The sequence below is a fragment of the Acetomicrobium mobile genome, from assembly GCF_937920065.1.
Map to the genome: position 1 here is coordinate 1 of NZ_CALETC010000169.1, position 21,617 is coordinate 21,617.

At 48.5% G+C, this 21,617-nt stretch carries 20 protein-coding genes and 2 tRNA genes; 19 read left to right on the top strand and 3 right to left on the bottom strand.

Translation table 11 applies throughout. The features are described from left to right. Window positions 1-79 precede the first annotated feature (79 nt). The 5 genes from speD to Q7P41_RS06175 all read left to right on the top strand — a co-directional run bounded on the left by speD (window position 80) and on the right by Q7P41_RS06175 (window position 5,062). The gene (speD, locus tag Q7P41_RS06155) at window positions 80-490 is read left to right on the top strand and encodes an adenosylmethionine decarboxylase (RefSeq protein ID WP_303882916.1); all 411 of its coding nucleotides are present in this window, start codon (window positions 80-82) and stop codon (window positions 488-490) included. Window positions 491-556: 66 nt separating this feature from the next. Further along, complete coding sequence (locus Q7P41_RS06160; RefSeq protein ID WP_303882917.1) at window positions 557-1,648, top strand: mechanosensitive ion channel family protein; 1,092 nt, start codon at window positions 557-559, stop codon at window positions 1,646-1,648. Window positions 1,649-1,658: 10 nt separating this feature from the next. Beyond that, window positions 1,659-2,360, top strand: coding sequence for a nucleotidyltransferase domain-containing protein (locus Q7P41_RS06165; RefSeq protein ID WP_303882918.1), 702 nt, complete (start codon window positions 1,659-1,661; stop codon window positions 2,358-2,360). An 82-nt stretch (window positions 2,361-2,442) separates the two neighbouring features. Next, window positions 2,443-3,600 (top strand): MalY/PatB family protein, encoded by a 1,158-nt coding sequence (locus Q7P41_RS06170; protein ID WP_303882919.1) that lies wholly within the window; start codon window positions 2,443-2,445, stop codon window positions 3,598-3,600. A 133-nt stretch (window positions 3,601-3,733) separates the two neighbouring features. Beyond that, window positions 3,734-5,062 (top strand): amidohydrolase family protein, encoded by a 1,329-nt coding sequence (locus Q7P41_RS06175; protein WP_303882920.1) that lies wholly within the window; start codon window positions 3,734-3,736, stop codon window positions 5,060-5,062. Here Q7P41_RS06175 and Q7P41_RS06180 read toward each other — a convergent pair. The 3 genes from Q7P41_RS06180 to Q7P41_RS06190 all read right to left on the bottom strand — a co-directional run bounded on the left by Q7P41_RS06180 (window position 5,059) and on the right by Q7P41_RS06190 (window position 5,499). Then, window positions 5,059-5,310 carry a hypothetical protein gene (locus tag Q7P41_RS06180; protein WP_303882922.1) on the bottom strand — a complete coding sequence of 84 codons (252 nt, stop codon included), beginning with the start codon at window positions 5,308-5,310 and terminating at the stop codon, window positions 5,059-5,061. The two genes, Q7P41_RS06175 and Q7P41_RS06180, sit on opposite strands and share 4 nt — an antisense overlap. 23 nt (window positions 5,311-5,333) lie before the next feature. Then, window positions 5,334-5,409 (bottom strand) — tRNA-Glu (locus Q7P41_RS06185). 15 nt (window positions 5,410-5,424) lie between these two features. Then, a tRNA-Gln gene (locus tag Q7P41_RS06190) sits at window positions 5,425-5,499 on the bottom strand. A 182-nt stretch (window positions 5,500-5,681) separates the two neighbouring features. Between Q7P41_RS06190 and Q7P41_RS06195 the strand changes: the two genes are divergently transcribed. From Q7P41_RS06195 to Q7P41_RS06260, 14 genes are all read left to right on the top strand, one after another. Continuing rightward, the gene (locus Q7P41_RS06195) at window positions 5,682-6,953 is read left to right on the top strand and encodes a class II fructose-bisphosphate aldolase (protein ID WP_303882923.1); all 1,272 of its coding nucleotides are present in this window, start codon (window positions 5,682-5,684) and stop codon (window positions 6,951-6,953) included. A gap of 91 nt (window positions 6,954-7,044) precedes the next feature. Continuing rightward, window positions 7,045-8,805: a ribonuclease J gene (locus Q7P41_RS06200; protein ID WP_303882924.1), complete on the top strand. Its 1,761-nt coding sequence runs from the start codon at window positions 7,045-7,047 to the stop codon at window positions 8,803-8,805. Further along, window positions 8,802-9,596: an undecaprenyl-diphosphate phosphatase gene (locus Q7P41_RS06205; protein ID WP_303882925.1), complete on the top strand. Its 795-nt coding sequence runs from the start codon at window positions 8,802-8,804 to the stop codon at window positions 9,594-9,596. Before Q7P41_RS06200 ends, Q7P41_RS06205 begins: the two co-directional genes overlap by 4 nt. Before the next feature lie 36 nt (window positions 9,597-9,632). Beyond that, window positions 9,633-10,235 carry a nucleoside triphosphate pyrophosphatase gene (locus tag Q7P41_RS06210; protein ID WP_303882926.1) on the top strand — a complete coding sequence of 201 codons (603 nt, stop codon included), beginning with the start codon at window positions 9,633-9,635 and terminating at the stop codon, window positions 10,233-10,235. Continuing rightward, complete coding sequence (locus tag Q7P41_RS06215) at window positions 10,232-12,154, top strand: DUF5693 family protein (protein WP_303882927.1); 1,923 nt, start codon at window positions 10,232-10,234, stop codon at window positions 12,152-12,154. The genes Q7P41_RS06210 and Q7P41_RS06215 overlap by 4 nt, the downstream gene beginning before the upstream one ends. Beyond that, window positions 12,138-13,187 (top strand): polysaccharide pyruvyl transferase CsaB, encoded by a 1,050-nt coding sequence (csaB, locus tag Q7P41_RS06220; RefSeq protein ID WP_303882928.1) that lies wholly within the window; start codon window positions 12,138-12,140, stop codon window positions 13,185-13,187. The genes Q7P41_RS06215 and csaB overlap by 17 nt, the downstream gene beginning before the upstream one ends. Beyond that, the gene (locus Q7P41_RS06225) at window positions 13,166-14,017 is read left to right on the top strand and encodes a transketolase (protein WP_303882930.1); all 852 of its coding nucleotides are present in this window, start codon (window positions 13,166-13,168) and stop codon (window positions 14,015-14,017) included. The genes csaB and Q7P41_RS06225 overlap by 22 nt, the downstream gene beginning before the upstream one ends. Continuing rightward, window positions 14,014-14,961, top strand: a complete 948-nt coding sequence (locus tag Q7P41_RS06230; RefSeq protein WP_303882932.1) for a transketolase family protein — start codon at window positions 14,014-14,016, stop codon at window positions 14,959-14,961. Before Q7P41_RS06225 ends, Q7P41_RS06230 begins: the two co-directional genes overlap by 4 nt. 4 nt (window positions 14,962-14,965) lie before the next feature. Further along, window positions 14,966-15,661, top strand: coding sequence for a cell division ATP-binding protein FtsE (locus tag Q7P41_RS06235; RefSeq protein ID WP_303882933.1), 696 nt, complete (start codon window positions 14,966-14,968; stop codon window positions 15,659-15,661). After that, a complete protein-coding gene (locus tag Q7P41_RS06240; protein WP_303882934.1) occupies window positions 15,648-16,532 on the top strand; it encodes an ABC transporter permease in 885 nt (294 codons plus the stop codon). The genes Q7P41_RS06235 and Q7P41_RS06240 overlap by 14 nt, the downstream gene beginning before the upstream one ends. Window positions 16,533-16,555: 23 nt before the next feature. After that, entirely contained in the window at window positions 16,556-17,782 is a 1,227-nt protein-coding gene (locus Q7P41_RS06245; protein ID WP_303882935.1) for a murein hydrolase activator EnvC, read from the top strand. Window positions 17,783-17,912: 130 nt separating this feature from the next. After that, complete coding sequence (locus Q7P41_RS06250) at window positions 17,913-19,130, top strand: S41 family peptidase (RefSeq protein ID WP_303882936.1); 1,218 nt, start codon at window positions 17,913-17,915, stop codon at window positions 19,128-19,130. Window positions 19,131-19,202: 72 nt separating this feature from the next. After that, complete coding sequence (locus tag Q7P41_RS06255) at window positions 19,203-20,147, top strand: divergent polysaccharide deacetylase family protein (RefSeq protein ID WP_303882937.1); 945 nt, start codon at window positions 19,203-19,205, stop codon at window positions 20,145-20,147. A 43-nt stretch (window positions 20,148-20,190) separates the two neighbouring features. Continuing rightward, the gene (locus tag Q7P41_RS06260; RefSeq protein ID WP_303882938.1) at window positions 20,191-21,474 is read left to right on the top strand and encodes an adenylosuccinate synthase; all 1,284 of its coding nucleotides are present in this window, start codon (window positions 20,191-20,193) and stop codon (window positions 21,472-21,474) included. Window positions 21,475-21,617: the final 143 nt, after the last annotated feature.

The window sequence follows — 21,617 nt, forward strand, 5'->3', positions numbered from 1 at the left end:
GGCTTTTTATATGAGCTCCTTTGTATTAAACTTAGCTTGGTCTTGTTTGGGTAGGAAATATAAAAAGGGGGTGTTTTGCATGGATCCGAGGGGACATCATTTTATCGTCGAGGCCTCTGGCTGTAATGACGTGATAGGGGAAATCGAAAAAATGCAAGAAATACTTGTCGAAGCGGCGAGGCACGCAAAAGCTCATATTTGGACAGTTTCCTTTCATCGCTTCCCGCCAAACGGAGTAAGCGGAGTAGTGGTCATAAGTGAATCTCACCTTTCAATTCACACATGGCCTGAGCTGGGGTATGTGGCTTTGGATATATATACCTGCGGCAGCGAAACTCTTCCGGAGGTTGCCGTGGATTACGTGCTTGAGAGGGTAAATGCAAAACACACCCATGTGACAGAAATAACCCGTGGGCTGGATTATGGTGACCGCGAATTTTATCATTCCATCGTCACCTGGGAAGAGAGACTCCGAGGAAACGGCGGATAGCTGGCCAGCTAAGACAAGTAGATTGGCGTAACTTGAAATTGGCGCAACTTGAAGGAGGTTTTGCCTATGAGCCTACAAATTTGGGGCAACACTCTTGGCACGTGGCTTGCCGCAGTAGTTGTCATGGCCATTTCTTTCTGTGTTTTATATTATGCAAAAAGGCTTGCGGATAAGTACATCTCGATTCTTTATGCTCGCAGGCCCAACGTGGTTTTAGGTTTAATGTTGAATTTAGTACGTCAAATAAACGTCTATTTTCTGGTTTTGCTCGCCATTCTCATAGGTTCATCGCTTTTAACCCTCCCCGTAAGGCTGTCGCGAGCTATATCAATTCTGGTGATACTTTTCTTGCTCTTTCAGGTTGGCTTGTGGGGAGATAAGGCCATAAACTATTGGCGAGACACAAAAATCAAGAAGAAAGCCGACGAAGATCCCTCAATGGCAACGATGCTCTCGGCGCTGGGCTTCATGGGAAAGCTCCTTTTTTGGGGTATAATTGTTCTGATCGCCCTGGAAAATATGGGCATCGACGTTACGGCCCTGATCGCAGGCTTAGGAATAGGCGGCATCGCAGTGGCTTTGGCGGCGCAAAACATACTTGAGGATCTTTTTGCCTCCTGGTCAATAGTATTGGATAAGCCCTTTTTGGTGGGCGATTATATCGTCATAGATGGCTATTCCGGAACGGTCGAACACATAGGCTTAAAGACCACCAGGATGCGCAGCTTGACTGGTGAGCAGCTCGTTTTTTCAAACTCCGATCTTTTAAAATGCAGGATTAGGAACTACAAACGTATGTACGAAAGAAGGATTGCCTTTTCCTTCGGTGTTGTACTTCAAACTCCCCTTGAAAAGTTAAAAGAGATTCCCCACATCGTCGAAGAAATCATCACTTCCATAGAAAACACGCGCTTCGATCGGGCCCATTTTGCAAGTTACGGCGAATTTTCCCTGAACTTTGAAGTAGTTTATTACGTGTTATCCTCGAGCTATGCCCTCTACATGGACGTTCAGCAAGAAATCAACCTGGCGATTTTGGAGGAATTCCAAAAGAGGGGCATAGAATTTGCTTACCCGACTCACATGGTCTATGTATCGGAAGCTGCGCCGGTCGACGTTTCGGAGGAAAAGACTGAAAAGGGAGGGACATCAAATTAGAGGCGAGAACATGGATGAAATGATCCAATCAATAGTTGAAGTGCTCAAACAAGAGTTTAGCCCTCTTAAAATCATACTGTATGGTTCTTTTGCCAGGGGTACGCAGACTTGGGACAGCGATGTGGATTTTTTGGTCGTTGTTCCTCGCGGTGTTAATAAAAGGGATATGGCGGTGGCGATGCGAGTGGCGTTGAGCGATTTTCTTTGCGGAAAGGACGTGGTCGTCGCTACCCCTGAGGAGCTGTCGATCAAGGGCAGCGTTCCCGGAACTTTATTGTACTCTATGTTAAAGGAGGGCAAGGTGTTATACGAGGATATGAAGCCTTACGTAGAAGAAGCCCGTATTTGGCTTGAATGCGCGGAAGATGACGTCGAGGTCGCCGAAAGAATTTTGGGGCTGGGCTTTAATCGGCATGCCTGCTGGCTGTCTGCCATGGGGGCCGAAAGGGCTTTGAAGGCCTTTTTAATTTCAATGGGGATTCCTTTTCCGCGGAGCCACGATCTTAACGCCCTCTATAAGCTTATATTGGAGCATTGTCCCTGTGAAGGACTATCTTTAGATCACAGTGAGCTTGCGAAATTTTCTGAGTGGGCCGTGGAGGCGGGGCACCCTGGCGACTGGCCTGCCATATCGGACGAAGAGGCTAAAGGGGACGTAGCCTCGGCTAAAAAAATTGTCTCCGCCATTTCAAGCCTTTTTGTCGACAGCTAAGTTTTTCAGGGACATTTCATGCCATGCCTGTAGATTAAGCGTATGAGCGGGCTTGGCCAACTTCACCGGAAGGAGCATTTACATGGCTAAATATGATTTTGATGAGGTCATAGATCGCAAGGGAACGTGCAGCGAAAAGTGGGACGGGTTAAAAAAGCATTTTGGAACAGATGATGTCCTGCCAATGTGGGTGGCCGATATGGACTTCAAGTCGCCTCCAGAAGTGATAAAGCTTATCGTAGAAAGATCTAAACACGGGATCTTCGGATATCCCGTAAGGACGGAAAGCTATTACGAGGCCATAATAAATTGGGTTCGCGAGCGGTACGACTGGGAAATAAAAGGCGATTGGATCGTCGACGTGCCAAGCGTCATGCCCGGGATAGCTGCCGCTATCTTGGCTTTTACCTCCCAGGGCGACAGCGTCATGATCCAGCCGCCGGTATACCCTCCCTTTTTTGAGGTGATAGAATCGCTTGACAGGCAGGTTCTTCCCAATCGTTTGCAGCTTGGCGAAAAATGGCACATGGATTTCAGTGAGCTTGAAAGGCAGTTGCCTTCTGCGAAGGCTTTCTTGTTGTGTAACCCTCATAACCCGGTGGGACGCGTTTGGACTGCCGAAGATCTGCTCTCCCTTTCAAGGGCCTGCCTCAAAGCGGGAGTCCCGATCTTATCCGACGACATTCATTGCGATTTCGTATACCCTGGCCACAAATATACCCCCCTTGCCTCGCTGGACGAAGAGTCCCTGATGAACACGGTGACTTTTATGTCCGCCAGCAAGACCTTTAACATCGCCGGATTTAAAAATGCTTACGCCATAGTGCCGAATGCGGAAATGAGGGAAAAACTTTCAAAGATATTAAAGGGGCTTCATTTTGGTTCTGGCGACCTTTTTGGTATACTTGGGCTTGAGGTTGCTTACCGATATGGAAAGGATTGGCTCGACGAGCTTATTTTGTACCTGGAAGAAAATAGAGATATTGCAGTTTCTGCCCTGCAAAAAGCGGGTGTGGACGTAATAAGTCCCGAAGGAACCTACCTTCTGTGGCTTGATCTTAGAAAACTTGGATTATCACAAGATGAGTTAATGAAATTTTTGATAGAAAAAGCGAAACTTGGTTTAAACGATGGTTTGAACTTTGGACCCGACGGTGCGGGCTTTGTCAGAATGAACATAGGGTGTCCCAGAAAGATTTTACGGGAAGGCATAAACAGGCTTGTCAGGGCTTTATCCTAAATCGCATAAAATTACGTGGAGCCTTAGGGCTTCGCGAATAAGGGCATTTTTTAAATAACCCCTGTTTTTGCGCGATAACTTACCCTTTGACGTGCCTTAAAAGGGAGAAGGGGTTTAAGGCAGGGAGGATAAAATGAGTTTAGACCTTTTTGTCATGAATGGTTCCGTGATTGACCCGCAAGAATGCGAGATCTATGAGGCTAACATCGGAGTTGCGGACGGCAAGATAGTTTACGTAGGAAGCGATGTCATCGAGGAAGTCGAAATCTTAATTGACGCCAAGGGGCTTTACGTTTCGCCCGGTTTCATCGATACCCACATGCACAACGAGAACTCGGCCGAAAACGAGGTCGAAAAAGCTTTGCTCTTACAGGGAGTTACGACGGCCATAGCGGGAAACTGCGGAGTGGGACCCATAATATCTGAAGAGTTGCTTCAAAGGCCTCGCTACCTCAGGCTGGGGTTTTTCACGGGGCATCAGGTTTTAAGGGAAAAAGTCGGCCTGAACAATCACTATATGCCCGCGAGCGCTTCGTCCATAGAGGCCATGGTCGAAATTTTAAAGCAGGAGTTATCGAAGGGCAGTTTCGGCCTTTCCCTGGGGCTTGAGTACGTGCCCGGTACGAGCTACGAGGAGATGTGCAAGCTTGCCAAAGTAGTAGCGCAATATGATAAAAGATGGGTATCCATGCACATGCGGTATGATGGTGAAAAATCCCTTGAAGGCGTAAAAGAGGCCATATCTTTGGCCAAAGATTGCGGCGTCAGGGTTCAAATATCCCATTTGGCGAGCATGGCTTCCTTTGGCTGCATCCGGGAGGCATTGAAATTGATAGAAGAAGCCAAGGCATACGTCGATGTGACCTTTGATTCCTACCCCTATAAGGCTTTCTGCACCCAGATTGGCTCTGCAGTCTTTGACCCGGGCTTTGAAAAGCGCTGGAAGAAGGGCTTTTCATACTTGCAAGTCGCCTCTGGCAAATACCGAGGAAAAAAGCTAACGCAAGAACTTTATATAAAGCTCAGAAAAGAAGAACCCGACACACTGATCATAGCTCATGTGATGGACGGCGAAGAGGTAAAAGCTGCCTTAAAACATTCTGATTGCATAATAGCTTCCGATGCGGTTTTAAAAAATGGCCAGGGCCATCCGCGCGTGTGTGGCACTTTCCCGAGGGCCTTTAAAATCCTCTTAAGAGAGGGATTCTCTTGGCCTGAAGCAATACGCAAAGCCACCTATTTGCCGGCAAAGGCTTCTTTCTTTGAAGACAGAGGAAATATAAAAGAGGAATATAAAGCTGACTTGGTCATATTTAATCCCAAAAAACTCAGAGATTGCGCTACTTTTAAGGATCCGCTTATTTCCCCGAAGGGAATTGAGTACGTGATCCTTGGCGGCAAAATAGCAGTCCAAAAGGGGACGGTCCTTCAACCTCACGGCGAGGTCATATTGCGTAACTAATTTTCATCTACGGGGATCCACGGGCCCTCTTCGGTGTCGCGTCGTGAAGGGTCATATATCCATAACTTGCCCGAGGAGGAGTCAAACTTCATCATCGTGTCGTCTTCTTTGATGATTAGTTTATATCTGTCAGGATGGGAGAGAAGGGCGTTTCCCAGGTTTACTGAAAAACCCACAACTATCCCCACGGTGAAGCTGATTATTATTACGATTGCTATTATGCCCACTGAAAGGTAGCTTTTCGCCATGGTCGAAAAACCTCAATAAAAAATGGTAGCCCCAAGGGGATTCGAACCCCTGTTGCCGGACTGAGAACCCGGAGTCCTAGACCACTAGACGATGGGGCCACAACTTGAAATTTATGGCTGGGGGAGGTGGACTCGAACCACCACTACATGATCCAGAGTCATGCGTCCTGCCGATTAGACGATCCCCCAGGGCTATGCCTTTCGGCGAAAGTTATGTTATCATGACTCTTGCGGCAGTGCAAGGGCTTTCTTAAAAATATTTAAGACTAATTTCGCTTTGCGTGTTACAATTTATTTGTTCTTAAGTTTAACCTTTAGCTTGATGCTAAATTCTGTGTCATGGTCTGAAAAATCGGCAGGAGGTGTCTCAGTTGAAAGTAGAAAGCCTATCCTATAAGGAGCTGCTAAAAAAAAGACCCCTAAACGTGCAGGCAATATATGGGGATGAACCCGTTGGCCTGGTCAGCGGCAGGGATATAATCGAGGCTGCCAGGAAAAAGGGTGCCGTCGTTTTGGCCGCCAACGCTAGAAATCCCCTGACGATAAAAGGCGTATTTCGGGCCGCGAAGAAGCTCAACTCGGTGGTTTTGATAGAACTTGCCAAGTCAGAATCCACTTATTGCGGTTGTACATATGACAACGTCCCCGATTATGCGGTAAAATATTCAAAGGAACTCGGACATGGCGTGATCTTCGGGTTGCATGTAGATCACTACACCATAAAATCCATGTCTGATGTATATAAGGCTATAGCGCACTTGAGGCAGATAATAGAACGAGGCTGGACGTCAGTGGCAATTGACGCCTCTCATAATCCCGATTGGGAAAATTTGATGTATACGAGAGATGTGGCCCAACATATTCCCGCCTACTTGGGCTTGGAAGTGGAAGTGGGTGAAATAAAGGGTCCCGGGGATCTGACCACCCTTGAAGAGGCGCTCTTCTTCGTTGGTGGGCTTAACGCCTGGTGCATCTTCCCCGATCTTCTCGCCATTTCCAACGGGAGCATGCATGGGACCTATGACAAAACGGTAGGACAAATAGAGGGGATTGACCTGAATCGTACAAAAGAAATTGCCGATGCCATTGCTCGTTACGGGGTTTCCATAGCGCAGCACGGCATATCGGGCACCCCCTTGGATAAGGCGGCGATGTTTCCCAAGTACGGGATAAACAAGGGAAACGTCGGCACCTTGTGGCAGAACATAATTTTCGGGCTTGAGATCGAGCCCGAGACTGGCAACGCTGTGATAAAGGACGGTTCCTACGTCAAGGACCCAAAAAGAGGCATTCCCATAGATTTGTGGAATAAGATCGTGGCCTGGGCTGACGAGCAGGGCTACAGCAGGAAATCGGGCGATTACAAGAAGGCGAACAAGCCCTTCCATGACCAGATAATGGCGTTGCCCGAAGAAATACAGGAGCAAATTGTCGCCGAAACGGAGGAATGGGCTACCAAATACATAAAGGCCTTTGCGAGCGAGGGCACGGCCGAATTGATCTTTGAGGCAATTTCTTCTCGAAGAGATCACAATTCCACGCCCGAGCGCAAAGTGTACCATTCACGGAGCGAGTTCACTCCGGAAAAGGCCCCTGATGCCTGCAGGAGAAGGAAAAAAGATGATAAAGATTACTCAGATTAGAAAGGTGTTTTAAAAGCTTATTCGTAGACTTACGTGAGCTTTGGAGGGAGACAAAGGTCCCCCTCCATTTTGACGTGGAGGTGAAGTGTTAGTGCAAAGAAACGCAGCGAAATGCAAGAAGCGTTCGCGAAATAGCAGAAGAACTACCGCCTTGAGGTTCATTCCTCTTGGTGGTGTTGGAGAAATAGGAAAGAACATGAACGTGCTCGAATACGGAGACGACATGTTAGTGATCGATTGTGGATTGATGTTTCCAGATGAGGAGATGCTGGGCATAGATTTTGTAATACCTGACCCGGCATATCTTTTGGAAAATAAAAAAAAGATCCGAGGAATCATCATAACTCACGGTCATGATGACCACATAGGGGCTTTGCCCTTTATACTTCCAGAGTTGGATTGCCCCGTGTATGCCACTAAGCTTACCCTTGGGCTTATAAAGGGGAAGCTCGAAGAAATAGCGCCAGACTACGAGCTCAAAGCCCACGAAATCGTGGCGGGAGACGAGATAGAACTCGGGTGCTTCAAGGTACGGCCTTTTTCCGTCTGTCACTCGATACCGGACGGTGTCGGATACGCAATATATACGCCTGTCGGGGTCGTGCTGCACACGGGAGATTTTAAGCTCGATCCCACTCCCATTGACGGGCGGGCAACGGATTATGCCCTGCTTGCAACCTTGGGGAAAGAGGGCGTGCTTTTGATGTTGTCCGATTCGACAAACGTGGAGCGTGACGGGTTTACTCCTTCGGAGCGCATGGTCGGAAAGACCATGGAGCAGACCTTCAGGCTTTACAGAAATAAGCGCATCATAATATCCTCCTTTGCAAGCAACTTGCACAGGGTTCAGCAAGTAATAGAAACGGCCACGAGGTTTAACCGCAAAGTTGTGCTCATAGGAAGAAGCATGGTGGCAAACGTCGCTCGCGCCAGGGAGCTGGGATATATGGACGTGGACGATGACGTTTTCGTCCAACCCTCGCAAATCGAGGATTTTCCGCATAACAAGCTGGTTGTCATAACTACGGGAAGTCAGGGCGAGCCCTTTTCGGGTTTAGTGCTCATGAGCCGTGGCAATCACAAGTACATTAAACTTGGCTCAAAGGACCTGGTCGTCATAAGCGCCCTTCCCGTCCCGGGAAATGAAAGGCTTGTTCACAGAACGATAAACGACCTCTTCAGGCAGGGTTGCGAGGTAATATACGAGGCAGAACAAAATGTTCACGTATCTGGGCACGCCTCGCGCGAGGAATTAAAGATGATGTTAAGCCTGGTCAATCCTACTTACTTCGTGCCCCTTCATGGGGAATACAGGCACCTGGTCAGACATAAGCAGCTGGCAGAAGAAGTGGGAATGCCGGCAAGAAACGTATTCATCCTGGAAAAAGGGGACGTTTTAAGCATAACCAAAAAGCAAGCCAGGACCTCGAAAAAAGTACCAGTAGGGGCATATATAGTGGACGGTCGCACTTACGGAGATCTGAAGGGAGGGCTTCTTGGCGAAAGAAAGGATCTTGCTGAGGACGGCGTCGTGTGCATCTCCATTGCACATGACCCTTACGGCAACCTGGTGGCCCCAGTTTCTGTAGAAAGCAGAGGCTTTTTGCATCGCCTGGATGCCAACGAGCTTTACAGCAACATCGAGGAGGCTGTGGAAAAGGCTGTCAAAACCTTCAGGATGGGAAATAAAGCGGGAAAGAAAGACGATGACGTAGCTTCGCGAGTCAAAAGCGCGGTGAGAAAAGTGCTTCGAAAATTTTCCCTATCTCCGCCGGTGATCTTGGTCATGGTAAACGAGGTTCAGGGTAATGGTTATGCTTCAAAGATTGCTCAAGGAGAGCTGGCAAGATGAGCTTTTTTCACACTTTGTTCCTGGGCGCCCTTCAGGGAGTTACGGAGTTTTTGCCGGTCAGCAGCTCGGGTCATCTCGCCCTGGCACAAAATCTGTTCGGCTTTGATGACCCTCCCCTGGCCTTCGATGTTTTTCTCCATTTTGCCACCATGATGTCAATCTTTGTATATTTTTTGCGTGATATCCTGGAGTTATCGAAGGAATGGTTCCTTGGCTTGACCGATAAAAGCTTAAGAGAAAGTTCGGGTTGGAAGTACGGTTGGGCAGTGATACTTGGGACATTTGTCACCGCTATAGTTGCCTTACCCATTGAAAGCGTAGCTTCCAGGGCTTTTGGCGTCCCCTGGGCCGTTGCTTGCGGCCTCATCGTCACGGCTTCACTTTTAAACTGGGCAGGACGCATTGCTTTGAGCGATAAAAGCATCAATATTTGGACCGGTCTGATTGCCGGTCTGGCCCAGGGATTTGCAGTTATGCCCGGAATATCAAGATCGGGCAGTACAATCGTGGCTACCTTGATGACGGGAGCTAAAAGAGAAGAGGCCTTTCGCTTTTCCTTTCTTCTTTCGCTCCCGGCCATAATGGGAGCAACTTTGCTCGAGGGCACGAAGGTCGTAAAGCAACAGGCGGTCTTGCCCGACGGCTGGTTTTATGCTTGCGTTTTGGCCTTTTTTTGTGGCCTGGCGTCGCTTCGTTTCATGAAAAAAATAGTGATTTTTGGAAGGTGGAGGTTCTTTTCCCTCTATTGTCTTCTTACGGCGGGCATAGGTTTTGTGATTGGAATGTTTTGATATTATGTTTCTAAGCGAAAGGATGAGCCATTGAAGGTGAGACGTGACGTGCGAATTGTTTTGGCCTCGAATAGCCCCAGGCGTAGGGCGTTGCTGACCGAGCTTTTAGGGTGGGACGTATTGTTTTTATCTCCTGACGTCGAAGAAGATGTCGAGGTTTTTCCCTCTCCTGCCGAAGCGGTAAAGCGCCTGGCGATCAAAAAAGCCTCATCGGCGGCGCCTCTTTATCCAGACCTTTACGTAATCGGTGCCGATACGGTCGTTTGCATTGACGGTCAGGTCCTTGGCAAGCCTTCGTCCTTGGATGAAGCTTATGGGATGTTGCTGAAGTTGAACGGTCGCACTCATGAAGTTTATACGGGGCTGGCCGTCATGAAGGAAGGCATATTACTAACCGATCACGAGGTAACGCGTGTAACCTTTAGAAACATGAGCCGCAAAGCCCTTTGGGCTTATGCGGAAACGAGGGAAGGCATGGACAAAGCCGGCGCCTATGGAGTGCAGGGCGCGGGATCTCTTCTTATTGAAAGGATTGAAGGCTGCTTTTTTAACGTGGTTGGCCTTCCCTTGGCGAAATTGTCCCAATTGCTGGAACGAATGGGTTGGCCTCTCGAAGACCAGTGGAGGTGTGTCGAGTGAGAGCTTTTTTAAAAAAACTTGTCTTGCCCTTGCTGGCGTTGACCATCGTAACCGGAGTGTTGGGATTAACTGCCAGATTCAAGGAAGAGTCGATGAAAAAAGACGTGACCCTGCTAGTAGAATACGCGGATGTCGAAGCTATGGCGCGTCAGTCCGGGGTTGACTTTGAAGAAATGTTAAGCCGCTTATTTAATGGCGGAATAACGGCCGTTTCCTTCAAGGACTTAACGGGAGCAGATTTGCGAGATGGTGATTCCCCCGTTTTATGGGGCACTTTAAGAAGCCTTCTTCCCGAAAGAAGTTCCGATAGTCTTTCTGATAACGCAGCCCTCTTCATTCCCAAGGAATATGACGACTGGTTTTTTGAAAAATATCTAAAAGCCCGCTTTCCGGGTTGCGCCACATACGCTGTTTCCGGAGGCAGCATATACGTCTTGCCCAGGGAGCCGAAAGAGCTTTTGGAGGTTGGCGTCATACCGGACCTGGTGGCCTGCAGGCGCCTTTCCCACTTAAACGTTCCCTTAGTTTACAGGCCTTCTCCCACCTTTGGGATTTCTTCCGAGGACGCGGCTAAAAGCTTGGATTTGCTTTTTGCCTCCCTTTGGAGACTCAGGGGTATTTTGCCGCAAGGTTCAGTGGTCTTCGGCTATCCCGATTTTTCTCCCATCATGGAAGTGATGAATAAATATGGCGCCGTACTTTTGCAGCCGGAATTTGCTCGCCTGATAGGCGAAAATGAAATTTCTTGGAAGTCTTTTCCCAATATTCTTCCCTTGCATAGCGTTACCACGGTGGAAATTGTCTCCAGAAACCTGTCTCGACCAACGTTGGTCGAGCGATTCGCAAGGGCTGCCAGGGAGAGGTCGGTCAGGGTGTTGCTCTTGCGCCCTTACGAGGTCGCGTCAGGTCCCTGGATCGAAAGCTTCGAGCAAGATTTAGCCTATTTAAGAAGTTTGCTTGAAAGGGACGGGTTCGTCTTCAAGTTCGGCGAACCCTATCCTGAGTGGGTGCGCAATTCGTGGGCTGTCGTTTCTTTTTTGACAGCGAGCCTTTATCTTTTGATCTTTTTAGCTTCTATGGAGGAAGAAAAGGTCTTCGTATCTACGAAATGGCTTCTGGGAATTGCCCTTGTCGTTGCCGCACTGGCTCTTGGGTCCAACTATCTTGGCATAGCTGCAAAGATCATGGGAGCTTTTCTTGCCTCCTTTGGGGCTTTTGCTGCTACTCTTGCAGTACTTGAGGCCAAAAAACCCTTGTACGGATTGCTAAAGGGTATGTGTACGGTGCTTGCCGTGGGGTTTGCCTTGTCTTCTTTTTTCGGTACCCCCCTTTACATGATGCGTCTTTTGACCTTCTCCGGCGTAAAGGCAACGTTGGCACTTCCGCCTCTGCTCGTATTGCTGCACGATATGACAAGGCGACGTTACCCGGAAAAGGTGGGCGAAGTTTTAAAGCGTCCTCCCATATGGGGAGAGCTATTGATTTTGTTCGTCCTGGTTTTGGCGGCAGCCGTAGTTTTGCTCAGAAGCGGAAACGTTCCCTTCGTGCCAAAATGGGAGGTGGCCTTGCGAGACGCCTTTGAACGCTACCTGGTGGCAAGGCCGCGAAATAAGGAAATATTTATCGGTTATCCTGCTCTTTGGCTCGCGCTTGCCATGGGGATGACGAAGTCCAAAGCCTCTTTTACGCGATTTGGGTCACAGCTTTGTTTGCTGGCCAGGATGGCATCTTCCCTGGCATTTGCCTCCGCCGTAAACAGCTTCTGTCATTTCCATACCAGGATATATTTCATATGCTGGAGAGTTTTTAATGGCCTTTGGGTAGGATCGTTTTTCGGCCTCGTACTCGTGGTCGCGTTTTTCTTGGCCCTAAAGGTCAAGGCCTTCAGGAGGTTACTTTTTTGTGGCGAGGAAATATGATCTTGTCATATGTGGATATTACGGTTTCGACAATTTGGGAGACGAGCTGATTTGTCTTGCCCTGATTGAGATGGCCCTTGAGGCGGGTTTAAAAAAAGATCGCATTTGTGTACTTTCATCGGATCCTCGAAAAACGAAGTCTCGCTTCGGCGTAGCCTCAGTTAACAGATGGAATATCCTCGAGGTTTTAAATGCCTTAAGGCAAAGTAGAAGCTTTCTTTTGGGTGGCGGCGGGCTTTTTCAAGACTCGACGAGCCTCAGGTCATCTCTTTATTACTGGGGAGTCGTGCTCTTGGCTCAAGTGGCGGGCGTCGTGCCGTGGGCCTTTGGGCAGTCGGTAGGGCCGCTGAATTCGAAAGCGGCAAGGATACTAGCCAGAGATGCCCTGAGACGCTGTCGCGTCAGGTTCGTAAGGGACGAAGCTTCAAAAAAACTTTTGGCTTCCCTGGGGCTTGATTCAAAAATAGCGCCTGACCCCGTATTTTATCTAAAATTCGATAAACCCGACAAAGAAGTTTTTAAAAAAACTTTGGTCTTTAACGTAAGGCCAACGCGAGACGACAAGGGCATGTCCAAATTGCTGGTGCAAAATGTGGAATTATTTGCTAAGATGCATGAATACGATCTTAGGGCGATATGCATGTCCGAGGAAGACCTGCTAGAATTAAAGCGTCTGGAAAGCTTCGTCAAATTCGATGACGTGGTTGTGCCAAAAGACCTAAAAGACGCGATACTTGCCTTTGAAGGAGCGACGGCAGCGGTCGGCATGCGCCTTCATTTTTGTATATTGGCTTTGATGAACCAGGTTCCTGTCATCGCCGTCCCTTATGACCCAAAAGTGAGGTCTTTTGCCTCGAAGTGGAATATACCTTTGTGGGAGGGCGAGGGAGATTTAGATCGTAAGATCACGGGAATTAGAAAGGCTAAGCCCGAAGAAATAGCTACTGCGAGAAAGACTTTGCAAGAGGCTTTTTTTCTCGCATTAAGGACGACATTGGGAGATGAGAAATTTTGCAGCGTGAGCTTGAACTAAAATTGCGCCGTATAGCCGTAGAGGTAAGAAAAGACGTATTGCGCATGATATCCATGGCTGATTCCGGCCACCTCGGGTCCGCTTTTTCCTGCGTGGATATAATCGTCTACCTTTATTTTCATCTCATGAGGGTAAACCCCCAACTGCCGGGGTGGCAAGAAAGGGATAGGTTCGTATTGAGTAAAGGGCATGCCTGTCCGAGCCTTTACGCAGTTTTGGCCCGCAGGGGATATTTTGAGAGACAAGAACTTTGGAACTACAGAAAGCTCGGATCCTTGCTTCAAGGACACCCGCTTTACACAAATGCCCTAGGCATAGATGCTCCTTCAGGATCTCTTGGCATGGGCATTGGCATATCTTGCGGGATGGCCATGGCGTTAAAAACTGACTTTCCCGAAAGCAGGGTTTTTTGTCTGGTGGGAGACGGCGAGCTTCAGGAAGGCTCTTGTTGGGAGGCATTGATGACGGCTTCTCATTGGAAGCTGGACAACCTCTATGTCATCGTTGATCGCAACGGCCTGCAGATGGAAGGGGAGACCGAAACGATAAAGGCCTTGGAACCTTTGAAGGAAAAGTTCGAGGCCTTTGGCCTGTTTTGTCTTGAGACCTGCGGTCATGATTTTCCTTCCATATGCGAGACGTTCGCCAAAGCTGCTCAGGAAAAGGGCTTTCCTAAGGCCATAATAGCGCACACTAAATGGGGCAGGGGAATAACTTTGGCCGAAAACGGCGAGATGCCTGTAAAGGCAAGTTTATCGCGGAACCAGGTAACTTTGTTGTTGGACGAACTCAGCAAGGAGTCGGCAGCCTTGAGCGAGGAAGAGCGATGACGATGGAAAAAAGGAGCACGCGCGAAGCTTTGGGGGACGGCTTGACGGAGCTTGGGAGATTAAATGAAAATATCATCGTGATTGATGCTGATGTTGCTTCTTCAACCTACGTCAAAGCCTTCGCGGATGAATTTCCGGACAGATACTATAACGTAGGTATAGCAGAACAAAACATGGTCGAAGTCGCCTCCGGCATGGCCTTGGCCGGTAAAAAGCCCTACGCTGTGGCTTTTTCTTCTTTTTTGATCGGTAGGGCTTATGATCAGATAAGGTGCTGTGTGGCCATGCCCAATCTTGACGTGAAACTTGTGGCGACCCACGCGGGCATCACCGTGGGAGAAGACGGCAGCACACATCAGATGCTCGAAGACCTTGCCCTCATGCGAGTGCTGCCAAACATGAACATATTCGTGCCAGCTGATTACTGGTCGGCTCGAAATATGATTGTTTCGTCTTACAAGAATGACAAACCGCTTTACATCAGGCTGGGACGACCTGAGGTTCCTCTTTTTTATTCTCCCTGGGACGAGTTTCATATAGGTGGCGGGAGGATAATCAGGGAAGGAAGCGATGTCAGCATAGTGGCTTGTGGTATCATGTTGTTTGAGGCCTTAAGGGCGGCCGATATACTGGCCCGTCAAGGCATCGAAGCAGAAATCATTGATTGCTACAGTGTAAAACCATTGCCTGAGGAGCTGATTCAATCGTCGGTGAGAAGAACGGGCTGCTGCGTTGTTGCAGAAGAGCATAACGGCATGGGTGGACTTTGCGGTGCTGTGGCGGAAAGTTTAGGCATCAACTATCCTGTGCCCTTGAGATTCGTTGCCGTGAAAGACCGCTTTGGCGAAAGCGGTACGCCTGCCGAGCTCCAGGAATACTATTCCCTTAAATATCGTGAGATAGTGGGCGCGGTCGCTCAGGTCTGGACTACGAGAAGGCGGTGAGCGGATGGAGATAAGGATGGCCGGAGTATCCAAGATCTTCGACCCCGACATTGTTGCCCTGGAAGACATATATCTTTACATAAAAAAGGGAGAGTTTGTATACTTTATAGGGCATACCGGCTCAGGCAAAACCACGCTCCTTCGCCTGATAAACAGGGAGTTGGTTCCTTCGTCGGGTCAGGTAATGGTGGGCAATTATAACTTAAGGAAGTTAAGGTTGGGACAACTTCCTTACTTTCGAAGACAAATAGGCGTTGTTTTCCAGGACTTCAAACTCTTATCACACCTTAGCGCTGCAGAAAACGTGGCTTTTGTCCTGGAATCTATAGGGATGCCTAAAAGGCAAGTGCAAGAAAGAGTAAAGGCAGTGTTGTCCATGCTGGGCTTGTGGAGGAGACGATTTTTATATCCTGAACAGATGTCTGGGGGAGAGCAGCAAAGACTCGCGATAGCAAGAGCCATAGTCAACATGCCGTCTCTGCTCATCGCCGATGAGCCGACTGGGAATGTGGACATGGAAACGGCCGAATCCATAATGGAGATCCTTTTTTCCATAAACGCTTCCGGCACGACGGTGCTCATGGCCACGCATAATCAATATATCGTGGATGCCTTTAGGGCGAGGGTGATCGAATTAGGCCATGGGCGCATCGTTAGAGACGAACCCAAGGGAGAGGTGCAGCTTTATGGCGACCTTTAAATACGTCATAAGGGATACGATAAGGCAGCTTACGCGTCATTTTACCGTCGTCTTTTTGACCCTCCTCACCATAGTGGCCGTATTTTTGGCCGTGGGAATGAGTATTTTGCTTTCCATCAACGTTACCGCCCTGGCCTTCCAGATCGAAAGCGACCTCACGATTGAAGCTTACCTAAAAGATCAAAATGCAGTCGAATCTGTCATGGGCAGGTTGAAAAACATGCCTCAAATTACAAACGTGCGCTACATCTCGCCCGAAGAAGCTTTAAAACGGCTTGACGAGAAAATCGGACAGGGAGACCAAATCATTTCGCTTTTAGGTGACAATCCGCTTCCTCCAAGTGTTATAGTAACAGTAGACAAGGCAGAAAATCTCAACCTGGTGGCCAATGAAATTGATGCCTTTCCGGAGGTAGACGACGTGATTTATGCCGGAGAGGTTGCCGAACGTCTGGCCTCTTTGGCTTACTTTTTAAACAGATTTGCCATGGCGATATTTTTGGTTGCCATCATAACGAGCCTTGTCGTCATGATGAACACCATAAGGATAGCCTTGTATTCCAGGCGCGAGGAAATTGGCGTCATGCTTTTGGTAGGAGCGACACCAAACTATGTATCGTTGCCCTTTCTATTGCAAGGTGTCGTATTGGGAGGCATGGGAGCTCTCATGGCCCTATTTTTCTTGGTGAGGGCCTATCGACGACTTCTCGAGGTTTTGTCCAGGGTACTTCCCTTTTTTAACATGTTGGATTCACCGGAGATTACGCTTTGGCTTTTTTGCCTGTTAGTGGGAGGTGGAGTGGCTTTAGGCTGGATATGCAGTTGGTTGGCCGTCCATAAGCACATCCGCAGATCATTGAAGCCGCGATGACCCCGATGGGGGAGGTGAAGCTCGTGAGTAAGGCAGAGCATTTTCGCGAAAAACTGACTCATAGCCGGAAAGGTTTGAGTTTGTGGCATGTTTTTATTTTTTTTATCCTAGCCGGACTTTTCGTCTTGGAGATACCTTCTTTTGCTGACGACTTGGAAAACCAAATAAAGCGGGAACAACAAAGGCTTGAATACATTCAAACGAAGATCACCCAACACAAAAAGGAAGCCGCTTCTTACGGAAAAAAGGAAAAAAGCTTGCTGTCAGAACTTGAGGAGATAAATCAAAAGGAAGAATTGACAAGGCAAAATGTCAAGGTCTTGGAACTGAAGGAAAAGAAGCTAAACGCTCGGATCAAAGAGTTAACGCAAAAGATCAAAGAAGAAGAAGCGCTCCTTGTAAAGGCAAAAAGTGCCTTGAGCAATAGGGTGGTTTCTCTGTACAAGTATGGCTCAGTTAGCCAATATAAACTTCTTTTCTCGGCTCGAAACGTGCAGGAAGCCATGAGCATCTCTTATTTGCTTGGCAGAGTTGCCAAGGCTGACGGCGAATTAATAGTGGAGGTAAGAGAGAGAAAACGATCCCTTGAGGCGTCAAAAGAGGAGCTTCAAAGGCAAAAAAACGACCTTTTGGCCAACAAAAAGACCTTAGAGTCGGAGCGAAAAAAACTGCTTCAAGCTCAAGATGAGCAAAAAAAATTACTTTCTGAGATAAGACGCCAAAAAAGTTTGCATGAAAAGGCGGTGGCCGAATTTGCGGCCTCGCAAAAGGAGCTTCAGGATAAGATCAAATCCCTTCTTGCCGAAAAAAGAAGAAGAGCAACCGCATCCAGCAGCCAAAGGCCGGTACTTACGGCGCCCAAGGGTAAGCTTCTCTGGCCCGTGAACGGTACCGTAATAAGCAATTTTGGAACGAGGGTGCATCCGGTCTTTAAGACCAAGACAGTTCATACGGGGATCGATATCGATGTCGCTCACGGGACCCCTGTCAAGGCAGCTGCGAGGGGAGAAGTGCTTTTTACCGGCTGGCTTAAAGGTTACGGACAGGTTGTAATAATTGATCACGGTGGAGACATGACGACGGTATACGCCCATTTGTCTGCCATAAGTGTCAGGGAAGGCCAGGTGGTAAATCAAGGCAGCATAATAGGACGGGTAGGAAATACCGGTGTTGCCACGGGGCCGCATCTGCACTTTGAGGTTCGCATAAACGCGAACGCCGTCGATCCGCTTAAATACCTGCCAAGATAAATAAGCAAAAGGGGGGCGTAGGTCAAGCAGACTTTAGAAGTTTTATTCGATGCATGAATCGACGCTTTGGTTTAGCTTGATAAATTTGTCAGTCCAGATTGAAAGCTTCCTTGGAAAGCGAGTGATTTAGGTGAGAGGGTTCGTCGAAAGAAATAAGCGCCTGATTTTCGGCATGCTTGCCCTCGTGGCGCTTCTTGCAGGAGGGCTTTTAGCCGCTCGTGCAAGCGGTGAGTTTCAGCTCAAGGATATTTTGCCCTTCGATGCTCAATACGTGTGGATGATGAAGCAGACAAGGTCAATACTTGAGACCTATCATGTAAATGACGATGAGCAAAAAAGCGACGAAGAGCTTTTTTACGGCGCCATGAAGGGAATGGTGGCCGCCTGGGGCGATCCCTACAGCAGGTTTGTGGATCCTGACGAGTTAAAACAAGAAGAAATAGACATAGAAGGAGAATACGGCGGGCTTGGTATATACATAGGCAGTAGAGACGGTAAGATCTTGGTGATAAGTCCCATTGAGGGGACTCCCGCTCACGAAGTGGGTTTGGAGCCCATGGATGAAATAGTCAAAGTCAACGATGAAGTCGTGTTGGGCTGGAACATAAATGACGTGGTCAAAATGCTGCGCGGGGAGCCTGGGACGAATGTTACCGTTTGGGTTAGGCGTGAAGGTCACGATGAACTTCTCCGATTCGACATAACAAGGGAGCTCATTAAGATCGAATCGGTCAGTCAAAAGCGATTGACGAATGACATTGCTTACATCAGGATAAAGCATTTTACTCAAAAGACGGCGGAAGAAATGTTGAGCGCCTTAAAGGTAGCAGGCGAAACGAAAGCAAGGGGTTTGGTGCTTGACTTGCGAAACAACCCCGGCGGCTTGCTCGATGCCTCCGTTGCCGTAGCTGACTACTTTTTAGACGGGGGCGAAATCGTGAGTATACGCGGTAGGGTTGACAAGGCCAACGAGATCTTTACCGCAAAGCCCGGGACGGCCTTTGACGGGCCCATGGCCGTTTTGATAAATGAAGGAAGTGCAAGTGCCTCAGAGATCGTTGCAGGTGCGCTCAAAGACAGGGAAAGAGCCGTCTTGGTGGGAGAAAAAAGCTTCGGCAAGGGTTCGGTTCAGACGCTTTTCAGGCTTCCCGACGGTTCGGGTTTGTTTGTGACGATCGCCAAGTACTACACGCCTTCGGGTGTCATGATAGATGGTGTTGGCGTTGAACCCGATATCGTGGTCGAAGGTAAGTACACGGGAAAGTTGGATGATGATGAACAGTTGAAACGTGCCACAAAAGAGGTTGAAGCCCTCTTGGTCAAAGTGCCGGCTAAGGTGGCCAAATAGGCCCTACAGGTAGGTAGAGGAGCCAAGTTGTAGCTGTTTTTTAAACTACTATGAAAGTGACGCGGGCGTGTTATGAAGAGGCTAAGTGATAAATATAAATGGGCGATAATTTTGTTCCTGACAGGCCTCGGACTGGGCTTGATTTTTAGTGCTTTAAAGAGAGATGTTTCAATCGAGGCTCAAGTCGAAACGGTCCTTGCCAAGGGAGAAACCGGTACCGGGGTTATTTCAGAAGACGAAGCAAGCAATTCGAAGCACTTGAATTCGGATCAGGGGGAGTTAAATTCAAATAGAGAACCAAACTTAAATTTGACTGACGATTTAAGACCTGCTTTGGAAAAGGGGCCCTACGTGGCCATAGTAGTCGATGACCTAGGGTTTTCTTATGCGAGGGCTAAGGAGCTTTCAAGGATAGATCTTCCGTTGACATGGGCCATCATACCCTTTCAAAGCGCAAGCAGGCAGACGGCAGATCTTGCTAAAGAAAAGGGGATTCCCTTCCTCGTTCATATTCCCATGCAGGCCTTCGGAGACAAAGATGGCGGTGCCTATCTAGTGGGCCTTTCCATGGGCGATGAAGAGATAAAAAGAAACGTTAAAAGAGCCATCGAATCGCTTCCGGGTGCGATAGGTGCGAACAATCACCGCGGTTCTGCTGCGACCTCGGACATGAGGGTTATGCGCGCTGCGATGGAGGGATTAAAAGAAACTGGATTATCCATATTTTTGGACAGTAGGACCGCTGCTTCATCCGTGGCAGCGTTTGAGGCCAAAAGGGCAGGACTTCTTGCACTCGAAAACGGCGCCTTCATAGATCATTTGGACGACGTTAATTTCATGTGGTCTCAGCTTAGGCGAGCCGCAGGGCTTGCCAAAAGACGAGGGTACATCGTCGCTATATGTCATGTACGACCCGCGACTTTAGTTTTTTTAAACCAGTTGGCATCCAGTCCCGATGCCGGCGTGAAATTTGTGACCCTAGAAGAACTTGCGTGTCTTTTGTCGGCTTCCAGGTGAGTAAAACCGCGGCTTTTTATCGAGGGGGAAGTGGATGTACATGATGAAGGGCAAAGCTGAAGTTATCGTCGGAATGCAGTGGGGAGACGAAGGAAAAGGCCGAGTTGCAGACGCCATAACGCCAAAATCCGATGTGATCGTCCGTTATCAGGGTGGTGCAAACTCTGGACATACGGTCATCGTCGAGGGCAAAAAGTACATCTTTCACATCCTGCCTTCGGGGATGCTTTATTCCGGAAAGACCTGCGTAGTTGGAAACGGCGTGGCACTTGACCCCGATCGCCTGTTCGAAGAACTTGATGAATTGTCCTCTCAGGGTATGGACAGAGCAAGACTCATAGTGAGCGGTTCTGCTCACGTGGTCATGCCCTATCATAAAATTTTAGATCAGTTTGAAGAAAGCAAAGGGCTCAAAAGACGCCAAGGTACCACGGAACAGGGGATAGGCCCTTGTTACGTGGATAAGTTCGGCAGGACGGGCATCAGGGTTTGCGACCTCATGCACCCGGAAATGCTACGAGATAAACTAGATTATATTTTGGGGCTTAAAAACCAGATAATTACCAGGATATACGACGAAAAGCCGATTTCCTTCGATGCCCTTTACGATAAAGCCATGGAATGGAAGGATAGATTATCCCTTTACGTCGGCGACTGCTCGAAGGTCGTTGCGCAGGCCTTAAACGAAGGCAAAAGCGTCTTATTTGAGGGAGCTCAAGGGACAATGCTGGATGTAGATCACGGGACCTATCCTTATGTCACCAGCTCAAACCCCACTTGCGGGGGAGTGTGCACCGGAACGGGTGTAGGCCCTAAAAACATAGACAGGATCATAGGCGTAGCCAAAGCTTACTGCACCAGGGTTGGCGAAGGGCCTCTTCCTACGGAGGACCTGGGAGAAAAAGGTCAATATTTGAGGGAAAAGGGACGCGAGTATTGCGCCGCGACCGGACGTCCCAGGAGGTGCGGTTGGCTTGACCTGGTGGCCCTTAAATACGCCGCCAGGATTAACGGTACGACCCATCTGGCCATCACCAAGCTGGATGTCCTTTCGGGATTGGAAGAGATTAAAGTCTGCGTTGCCTACGATTGCGAGGAAAAAAGGTCCGAAGAATATCCGGTCGACACGCACATTCTGTCTGCTGCAAAGCCGGTTTACAAGACCTTTAAGGGTTTTTCTCAAGACATGAGCGAGGTAGAGACCGTAGAGGATCTGCCGCAGGGTGCGCGCGATTACGTGAAGTTCATAGAAGACCAAACGGGTGTACCTGTGATCATCTTGGGCGTTGGACCTGACAGAAAAGAAACAATCTTCAGAGAAACTTAATAAATAATTCAAAAAACAGTTTGCAGGCAGCAGTTGAGGTGAATGCGTCTTTAAATGGCTGAGTTAGAAAGATTAAAAGGGCTAATTGGCGTTATTTTTATAATAAGCGACGGGATTCGCGGTCACGTAAACCAAAGCCGAGG

Excerpts from the sequence above, each read along its gene's own strand:
- speD (WP_303882916.1), top strand. The coding sequence starts at position 80 with ATGGATCCGAGGGGACATCATTTTATCGTCGAGGCCTCTGGCTGTAAT.
- Q7P41_RS06160 (WP_303882917.1), top strand. The coding sequence starts at position 557 with ATGAGCCTACAAATTTGGGGCAACACTCTTGGCACGTGGCTTGCCGCA.
- Q7P41_RS06165 (WP_303882918.1), top strand. The coding sequence starts at position 1,659 with ATGGATGAAATGATCCAATCAATAGTTGAAGTGCTCAAACAAGAGTTT.
- Q7P41_RS06170 (WP_303882919.1), top strand. The coding sequence starts at position 2,443 with ATGGCTAAATATGATTTTGATGAGGTCATAGATCGCAAGGGAACGTGC.
- Q7P41_RS06175 (WP_303882920.1), top strand. The coding sequence starts at position 3,734 with ATGAGTTTAGACCTTTTTGTCATGAATGGTTCCGTGATTGACCCGCAA.
- Q7P41_RS06180 (WP_303882922.1), bottom strand. The coding sequence starts at position 5,310 with ATGGCGAAAAGCTACCTTTCAGTGGGCATAATAGCAATCGTAATAATA.
- Q7P41_RS06205 (WP_303882925.1), top strand. The coding sequence starts at position 8,802 with ATGAGCTTTTTTCACACTTTGTTCCTGGGCGCCCTTCAGGGAGTTACG.
- Q7P41_RS06230 (WP_303882932.1), top strand. The coding sequence starts at position 14,014 with ATGACGATGGAAAAAAGGAGCACGCGCGAAGCTTTGGGGGACGGCTTG.
- Q7P41_RS06235 (WP_303882933.1), top strand. The coding sequence starts at position 14,966 with ATGGAGATAAGGATGGCCGGAGTATCCAAGATCTTCGACCCCGACATT.
- Q7P41_RS06240 (WP_303882934.1), top strand. The coding sequence starts at position 15,648 with ATGGCGACCTTTAAATACGTCATAAGGGATACGATAAGGCAGCTTACG.
- Q7P41_RS06255 (WP_303882937.1), top strand. The coding sequence starts at position 19,203 with ATGAAGAGGCTAAGTGATAAATATAAATGGGCGATAATTTTGTTCCTG.
- Q7P41_RS06260 (WP_303882938.1), top strand. The coding sequence starts at position 20,191 with ATGAAGGGCAAAGCTGAAGTTATCGTCGGAATGCAGTGGGGAGACGAA.